Here is a 7,337-nt window from a genome sequence, read left to right as displayed (position 1 = left end):
CATGGGTCTGGTAATGGCTGCCCTGCTGCTGGCGGTGGGGCTGGCCATGGCGTGGCAGCTGGTGCGCTCCATCACCCGGCCGCTCGACCAGGCCGTCAATGCCATTGACGCCATCGCCGCGGGCGACCTCACGCAAGAGCTGCATTCCACCCGCAAGGACGAGTTTGGCCATATGCTGCGCTCGTTGTCGGCCATGTCCACGCAGCTGCGGGGTGTGGTGACCGATGTGCGCTCGGGGGTGGACTCGGTGTCGTCGGCATCGGTGCAGATTGCCAACGGCAACCACGACCTGTCAGCGCGCACCGAGCAGACGGCCTCCAACCTCGAAGAAACCGCCGCCAGCATGGAGCAGCTGACGGCCACCGTCACCCAGTCGGCCGACACCGCTCGCCAGGCCAACCAGCTGGCGGGCACCGCCGCCCAGGCGGCCGCGCGTGGCGGCGAGGTGGTGGGCCAGGTGGTGGCCAGCATGCAGCAGATCACCGACAGCAGCAAAAAGATCAGCGACATCATTGGCGTGATTGACGGCATCGCCTTCCAGACCAACATCCTGGCGCTCAACGCCGCCGTGGAAGCCGCCCGTGCCGGCGAGCAGGGCCGCGGCTTTGCCGTGGTGGCCAGCGAAGTGCGCAGCCTTGCAGGGCGCAGCGCCGAGGCGGCAAAAGAGATCAAGCAGCTCATCAGCGCGTCGGTCGAGAACGTCGAAGCGGGCTCGGCCCAGGTGGCGCAGGCCGGCCAGAGCATGGAAGAAATCGTCTCCAGCGTGCGCCGCGTGAGCGACCTCATTGGCGAGATCACGGCCTCGTCCACCGAGCAGCGCGACGGCATCGCCCAGGTCAACCAGGCCGTCACGCACCTCGATCAGATGACGCAGCAAAACGCCGCGCTGGTAGAGGAAAGCACCGCAGCCGCCGCATCCATGCGCGACCAGGCCCAGCACCTGGCCAACGTGGTGTCGGTGTTCAACGTGGGCGCCGTGCTGACCCGCGCGCCTGTGGCCCCACGCCCTGCTCCGGCAGTGGCCGCCCCACGTTCCGCACCGGCCCCGGTGCGGGTTGCATCCGCCCCGGCTGCAAAACCGGCCGCGCGGCTGGCGTCTGCAGCTCCCGCCGCGCCCAAGCCTTTGGCCACCAAGCCCCCAGCGCCCGCGCCCCGCGCTGCGACCACGGGCAACGATGACGACTGGGAGAGCTTCTGATTCCCTCTACAGGCTTCAGATGGCTTCAGATTGCTCATGTTTTGATAGCTGCTAGCGATTGATGGGTAAGCGCTAGAGCCCGATTTGGCTTTTTTTATTGCGCAAGTCTGCTTCTGGCGCTTACTCGGCAAGCATTCCGACTCACCCATCAGTATTTTGATTTTTGCGTCAAAAATTGCTAGCATTGCAAAAATTTTGACGCAAATATCAATTGCAAACCCTCCAAGAACTCGGTGAGGCCGTCGCCACACGTCGCAAACTGCTGGGCCTCAAGCAGGGCGATGTTGCGGCCAAGGCGGGCGTCACGCCCGAATCCCTGTCGCGCTTTGAACGCGGCAGGTCCGCGGAGTTTGGCGCGCGCAAACTGCTGGCGGTGCTGGCTGTGCTGGAGGCCGAACTGGACATCGTGGCGCAAGGCCAGGCGGGCAATCTGGACGAGTTGCGCCGCGAGCGCGCACAGTCCACCCCGGGGCGCACGGTCGATGCCCAGGGTACTTCCAGTGAGGGCCGTCGCTGATGCAGTTGTCTGTGTACGTGCTGGGCCGCGAGGTCGCCACGCTGGAGCAATCTGGCGACTTCAAAAGCGTGCTCACCTACCACCCGCAGGTGGCGGCCGACGACTTTGTGTCGCTCACCATGCCCGTGCGCCTGGAGAGCTATGTGTGGGACGACCAGCTTCCGCCCGTGCTGCAGATGAACCTGCCCGAGGGCTATCTGCTTCAGGTGCTGCAAGAACAGTTTGGCCCACACATCGGCGCCAGCCCCATTGCTCTGCTGTCCGTCATTGGCCGGAACATGGTGGGCCGCCTGCAGGTGGCAGCGCCGGGCGCGCAGCTCAGTGAACCGGCCCAGCCCATCGAAGTGGCCGCGCTGCTCAAGGGCGACAACTCCGAAGCCGCCTTTGCGGCCTTGGTGCGCCAGCACGCCACCAGCGGCGTCTCGGGCGTGGTACCCAAGTTTCTGGATGCGCGGGCCGAAACGGGCGCGGCACCGGCCGACCCCATGGAAGCCTTGGCACTGCACAAAAAAGCCAGCGTCATTACCCGCCGCCACATCATCAAAGGCTCCAGCACCCAGTTGCCCTTCGTCGCGTTGAACGAACACCTGTGCATGCAGGTGGCCCGCCGTGTGATGCCCACCGCCACCACCGAAGTTTCCGACGATGGCCAGGCCTTGGTGGTGCACCGCTTTGACGTGGACGAACACGGCCAGCCGCTGTGGGGCATGGAAGACTTTTGCAGCCTGTTGGGCCTGCGCCCCGCCGCCAAATACGACACCACCTGGGAACGCATCGCCAAAGCTGTGCGCGACCATGTGCCCGGCGCGCAGCGGCGGGACACCTTTCGCCAGTTGGCCACCACCCTGCTGCTGACCTACGCCCTGCGCAACGCCGACTGCCATGCCAAAAACCTGGCCCTGCGCTACACCCGCCGGGCCGACGTGCATCTGGCGCCCGCCTACGACGTGCTGACCACCAGCGTGTATGCGGGCTTTGCGCACAACCCGCCCGGCATCGAGTTCATGGGCAAACGCACCTGGACGCCCGGCAAAAGCCTGCAAAAGTTCATCGCCGCCACGTTTGGCATCCAGCCCAAGGAGCAACAGCACATGGTGCAAGCCATCAGCGATGCGGTGGCCGATGTGGGCCCCCAGGTGCGCCAGGCCATGGCGCAACACCCCGGCTTTGAAGACATCGGCAAACGCATGCTGCTGGCCTGGGCCGAGGGCGTGCAGGGCCTACGGGACGAGCGGGTGTACGCGGTAGGGGCGTGGCAGGCGGGCGATGCGTTTGAGGGGTTTTCGCCCCCAACCAAAACAAAAAATCGAAACTACCAAGATGGGGCACTCCATATTGCTGGGTAAGCGATGAGCGCTGGCTTTACGAAGGATGCAGCCACCGCAGCGCGCATCCAGGAAAAGCGGCACATCACCCTGATCGGGCTGGACACGTTGTTTGACCTGTGGATGGAGCACTACGGCAAGCTCACCGACCAGGCGTTGCGGCGGTTGCCGTTGCGGCCTATTCAGTCGTATTTGCCGGGGGGGAGCGTAGCTGCATTGGGCTTTACAGCTGCGCGCCTTCCACCAGAAACTGCACCTTGCGCTCGCCCTTCCACTCGTTGACGTCGAGTCGAAACGCCAGCAGCACGCGCGTGGGCAGGGGTTCGGTGTGGCTGAACCAGATGGCGTCGATGGGATTGCCCTGGTGGATGAGCTTGATGGACAGGTGGTTCTTGCCTTCGCCCACCAGCCGCTGGCTGAGCACCTGCACTTCTTCGCTGAACGTGGGTGGGGCAAAGCCCTGGCCCCACACCTCGCGGTGCAGGGTGTCCACCATGTCGGCGCGGCAGTATTCGGGGGCCAGCGGGCCGTCGGTTTCGATGCGGCGCGTGAGCGCGGCCGCATCAAGCCATTCGCGCGCCACCTGGGCCAGGGCCTGCTCGAACACGTCAAACGCTTCTTCGGCCACCGTGCAGCCGGCCGCCATGGCGTGGCCGCCAAATTTCAGCAGCACACCCGGATGGCGCTTGGCCACCAAATCCAGCGCATCGCGCAGGTGAAAGCCGGGGATGGAGCGGCCCGATCCCTTGAGCTCGTGCGCCTTGCCCGGCGCGCTGCTGGCAGCAAACACAAAGGTGGGACGGTGTAGCTTGTCCTTGATGCGGCTGGCAACGATGCCGACCACGCCTTCGTGGAAATCGGGGTCGAACACGCTGATGGCCGGCGGCGGTTCTTCGTCCTCCTGGAACAGGCTTTCGGCCATCAGCAGCGCCTGGTCACGCATGCCGCCCTCGATTTCGCGGCGCTCGCGGTTGATGCCGTCAAGCGTGGCCGCCAGCTCGGCCGCGCGGCCCGCGTCGTCGGTGAGCAGGCATTCGATGCCCAGTGTCATGTCGGCCAGGCGGCCCGCCGCATTGATGCGCGGGCCCAAAGCAAAACCGAAGTCGAACGTGGTGGCCACGGGCGCCTTGCGGCCGGCGGCGGTGAACAGTGCGGCCACCCCGGCAGGCATCTGGCCTGCGCGGATGCGCTTGAGGCCCTGCGCCACCAGGCGGCGGTTGTTGGCATCAAGCTTGACCACGTCGGCCACGGTGCCCAAAGCCACCAGCGTGAGCAGGGGGTCGAGCTTGGGTTGGGGTCTAGGTGCCCCCACGCTCCCCGCTTCACGTGGTTCGCTGCCCCCCAGGGGGGCGCTCGCGCCTTGGGGCGGCCCGGCGGCGCTCGATGCATCAAACACACCGCGCGCGCGCAGCTCGGCGCGCAGCGCCAGCAGCACATAGAACATCACACCGACCCCTGCCATGGACTTGCTCTCAAAGGTGCAGCCGGGCTGGTTGGGGTTGACGATGGCGTCTGCGGCGGGCAGTTCGGGGCCGGGCAGGTGGTGGTCGGTGACGAGGACTTGCAGGCCCAGCGCCTTGGCCTCGGCCACGCCCTCCACGCTGGCGATGCCGTTGTCCACGGTGATGAGCACATCGGCGCCGCGTTCGGCCACCCGGCGGGCGATGGACGCGGTGAGGCCGTAGCCATCGGTCACGCGGTCGGGCACGAGATAGTCCACGTGGGTAGCCCCCAGCAGGCGCAGGCCGCGCACGCCCACGGCGCAGGCGGTGGCGCCGTCGCAGTCGTAGTCGGCCACGATGCAAAGGCGCTTGTTTTGCGCCATGGCATCGGCCAGCAGGCGCGCGGCGGCGTCGATGCCTTTGAGTCCCGATGGGGGCAGCAGCCGACCCAGGCCATCGTCCAGTTCATCCTTGGCGCGCACGCCGCGCGCGGCATACAGGCGCGCCAGCAGCGGGTGCACGCCGGCCTGTTCCAGCGCCCAGGCGGCGCGGGGGGGAATGTCTCTTGCTATAATTTTCATAGCTGATTGCGCAGGTCCATAAAGCGCTGGGGCCTGAAAAAGCCTTGAATGCGCTGTGCCAGGCCGCGCGGTGCGCTGTGAAAGCCCTGTGCATTGCGCTCGCCACACAGCGTGAGTTGCACGGGTGCGCCGCTTTCGCTCTGTCGCAGCAGATCGGCCACGGGGCCGGAATCGAGCGCCGCCCAGGCAGTGGCCCAGGTGCGCCAGTCTTCGCGCAGGGCCGCATCACGCAGCGTGGTGGGCACCGTGGGTACGGTGGTGGGGGTTGGGGCGGGCGTGGGCAGGGGGCCAGTGCCGTGCACCCAAAACGAGTTGACCACCGGCAGGCCGCGCGCCGCGCGTTCGTCGTTGAATGCGTGGGTGTAAAGCAGCATCTGCATCTCGCTGTGCAGGCGGTGCAGGGTGCGGGCCGCCTGCGCTGCACGGGGTTCAGGCATCCACGGCCGTACGTCGCGCAGCAGCACACGCTCCAGCGAGGCGGTGGCCAATCCATCAAACAGCGCGCCGCTGGCCAGCCAGCGCGTGGGCTGGTCGTAGTGCAGCGCGATGCCGTCCTCGGCAAACCAGGGCGCCACGATGGCCAGCAGTGCGCGCGAGGCGGCTTCGTCGAGCCCCAGGCTGTCCGGGTCGCGCAGGGTGATGTGGTCGGTGCTCACATGCCATTGGCACGGCGTGATGAAGGCCCAGGCCTGGCCGTGTGCGGGCTGGCCCTGCTGGTGGCGGTGCCACGCGGCCCAGGGAGTGCGGCCGTCGTCAAAGGGCAGGCCCAGGGCGCGTGCCAGTGCGCGTTCGTGCGGGGGGGTGAAGCTGGTTTCCTCGCCAGTATCGGTTTGCGCGGTGTGGGGGCTGAGCCGGGCCAGCAGCCGGTCCAGATGGGGCAGGGCCAGGCCCTGGAGGGCTTGCTGGCAACCCTCGGCCGTGCTCGCGGCATAGGGAATGAGCAAAGAGGTGGTGTCCGACATCCCGCTATTGTCCGGGATGCCACAATTGGTTCCGTCTGGCGCTTGCCATCCGCGCAGGGCGCAGACCTTCTTTTCAAACCATGCAAATTCCCTACGAACTGGCCCTGGGCTGGCGCTACACGCGCGCGGGCCGCGCCACGCGGCGCAACGGCTTTATCTCGTTCATCTCGGGCGTGTCCATGCTGGGCATTGCGCTCGGGGTGGCGGCGCTCATCATCGTGCTGAGTGTGATGAACGGCTTTCAGAAAGAGGTGCGCGACCGCATGCTCAGCGTGGTCTCGCACATCGAGATTTTTTCGCCCCAGAGCACGGCCCTGCCCGATGTGGCACGCACGCTGGCCGAGGCCCGGCAAAACCCCAACGTGATCGGCGCTGCACCCTTTGTGGGTGCGCAGGCCCTGCTGGCGCGCGGCGAGGACATGAAGGGCACGCTGGTGCGCGGCATCGACCCGGCGCTCGAAGGCGCGGTGACCGACCTGGCCGCCACCAACGAAGAGACGCTCAAGCTGCTGGTGCCGGGCGAGTTTCGCGTGGTGCTGGGCGGCGAGCTGGCCCGCGCCCTGGGCGTGCGTGCAGGCGACGCCGTGACGCTGATCGCACCGGCCGGGCAGGTGACGCCCGCTGGCGTGGTGCCACGCCTCAAGCAGATGACGGTGGCGGGCACGTTTGACTCGGGCCATTACGAATACGACTCTGCGCTGGTGCTGCTGCACCACGAGGATGCGCAGCGCATCTTCCGCCTCGAAGGCCCCACGGGCATTCGCCTCAAGCTCAAGGACCTGCACCAGGCGCGCGAGGTAACCATGCAACTGGCGGGCAGCCTGAGCGACCAGCTGCTGATCCGCGACTGGACGCAGCAAAACCGCACCTGGTTTGCCGCCGTGCAGCTGGAAAAACGCATGATGTTCATCATCCTCACGCTGATCGTGGCCGTGGCCGCGTTCAACCTGGTGAGCACGCTGGTGATGACGGTGACCGACAAGCGCGCCGACATCGCCATCCTGCGCACGCTGGGCGCCAGCCCCAAAAGCATCATGGGTATCTTTGTGGTGCAGGGCGCCATGGTGGGCGTGATCGGCACGATGTCCGGCCTGCTGCTGGGCCTGGCCATTGCCAGCAACATCGATGTGATCGTGCCCGCCATCGAGCGCGCGCTCAACGCCAGCTTTTTGCCGCAGGATATTTACCTCATCAGCAAGATGCCCAGCGAGCCGCAGAGCAGCGACATCGTGCCCATCACGGTCATCTCCCTCGTGCTGGCTTTTGTGGCCACGCTCTACCCCAGCTGGCGCGCCAGCCGCGTCAACCCCGC

6 protein-coding genes are annotated in these 7,337 nt (G+C 66.7%); 4 read left to right on the top strand and 2 right to left on the bottom strand.

Annotated features, from left to right (window positions below; all coding sequences use genetic code 11):
- The 3 genes from B7Y64_RS18810 to B7Y64_RS18800 all read left to right on the top strand — a co-directional run.
- Window positions 1–1,198: methyl-accepting chemotaxis protein (locus B7Y64_RS18810; RefSeq protein WP_291329595.1), on the top strand; the 1,198-nt coding region annotated here is incomplete at its 5' end.
- Between the two features lie 211 nt (window positions 1,199–1,409).
- Window positions 1,410–1,715: a helix-turn-helix transcriptional regulator gene (locus tag B7Y64_RS18805; RefSeq protein WP_111866151.1), complete on the top strand. Its 306-nt coding sequence runs from the start codon at window positions 1,410–1,412 to the stop codon at window positions 1,713–1,715.
- Window positions 1,715–3,061 carry a type II toxin-antitoxin system HipA family toxin gene (locus tag B7Y64_RS18800; RefSeq protein WP_291329593.1) on the top strand — a complete coding sequence of 449 codons (1,347 nt, stop codon included), beginning with the start codon at window positions 1,715–1,717 and terminating at the stop codon, window positions 3,059–3,061. The genes B7Y64_RS18805 and B7Y64_RS18800 overlap by 1 nt, the downstream gene beginning before the upstream one ends.
- Window positions 3,062–3,263: 202 nt before the next feature.
- Here the strand turns inward: B7Y64_RS18800 and recJ are convergent, their stop codons facing one another.
- Complete coding sequence (recJ, locus tag B7Y64_RS18795) at window positions 3,264–5,063, bottom strand: single-stranded-DNA-specific exonuclease RecJ (protein WP_291329591.1); 1,800 nt, start codon at window positions 5,061–5,063, stop codon at window positions 3,264–3,266.
- Window positions 5,060–6,025 (bottom strand): phosphoglycerate mutase, encoded by a 966-nt coding sequence (locus B7Y64_RS18790; protein WP_291326730.1) that lies wholly within the window; start codon window positions 6,023–6,025, stop codon window positions 5,060–5,062. The genes recJ and B7Y64_RS18790 overlap by 4 nt, the downstream gene beginning before the upstream one ends.
- Before the next feature lie 80 nt (window positions 6,026–6,105).
- Here B7Y64_RS18790 and B7Y64_RS18785 point away from each other — a divergent pair.
- Window positions 6,106–7,337, top strand: a 1,232-nt coding sequence (locus tag B7Y64_RS18785; protein WP_291329589.1) for a lipoprotein-releasing ABC transporter permease subunit, incomplete at its 3' end; no start/stop codon positions are given.

Origin of the sequence: Acidovorax sp. 35-64-16 (assembly GCF_002281195.1) — a bacterium.
Classification (GTDB): Bacteria; Pseudomonadota; Gammaproteobacteria; order Burkholderiales; family Burkholderiaceae_C; genus Acidovorax; species Acidovorax defluvii.
Note: the sequence above shows the minus strand (reverse complement) of the source record. Positions and strands in the feature narration are given on the sequence as shown.

Coding starts and splice junctions, on each gene's coding strand:
- B7Y64_RS18800 (WP_291329593.1), top strand. CDS start 1,715: ATGCAGTTGTCTGTGTACGTGCTGGGCCGCGAGGTCGCCACGCTGGAG.
- recJ (WP_291329591.1), bottom strand. CDS start 5,063: ATGAAAATTATAGCAAGAGACATTCCCCCCCGCGCCGCCTGGGCGCTG.
- B7Y64_RS18790 (WP_291326730.1), bottom strand. CDS start 6,025: ATGTCGGACACCACCTCTTTGCTCATTCCCTATGCCGCGAGCACGGCC.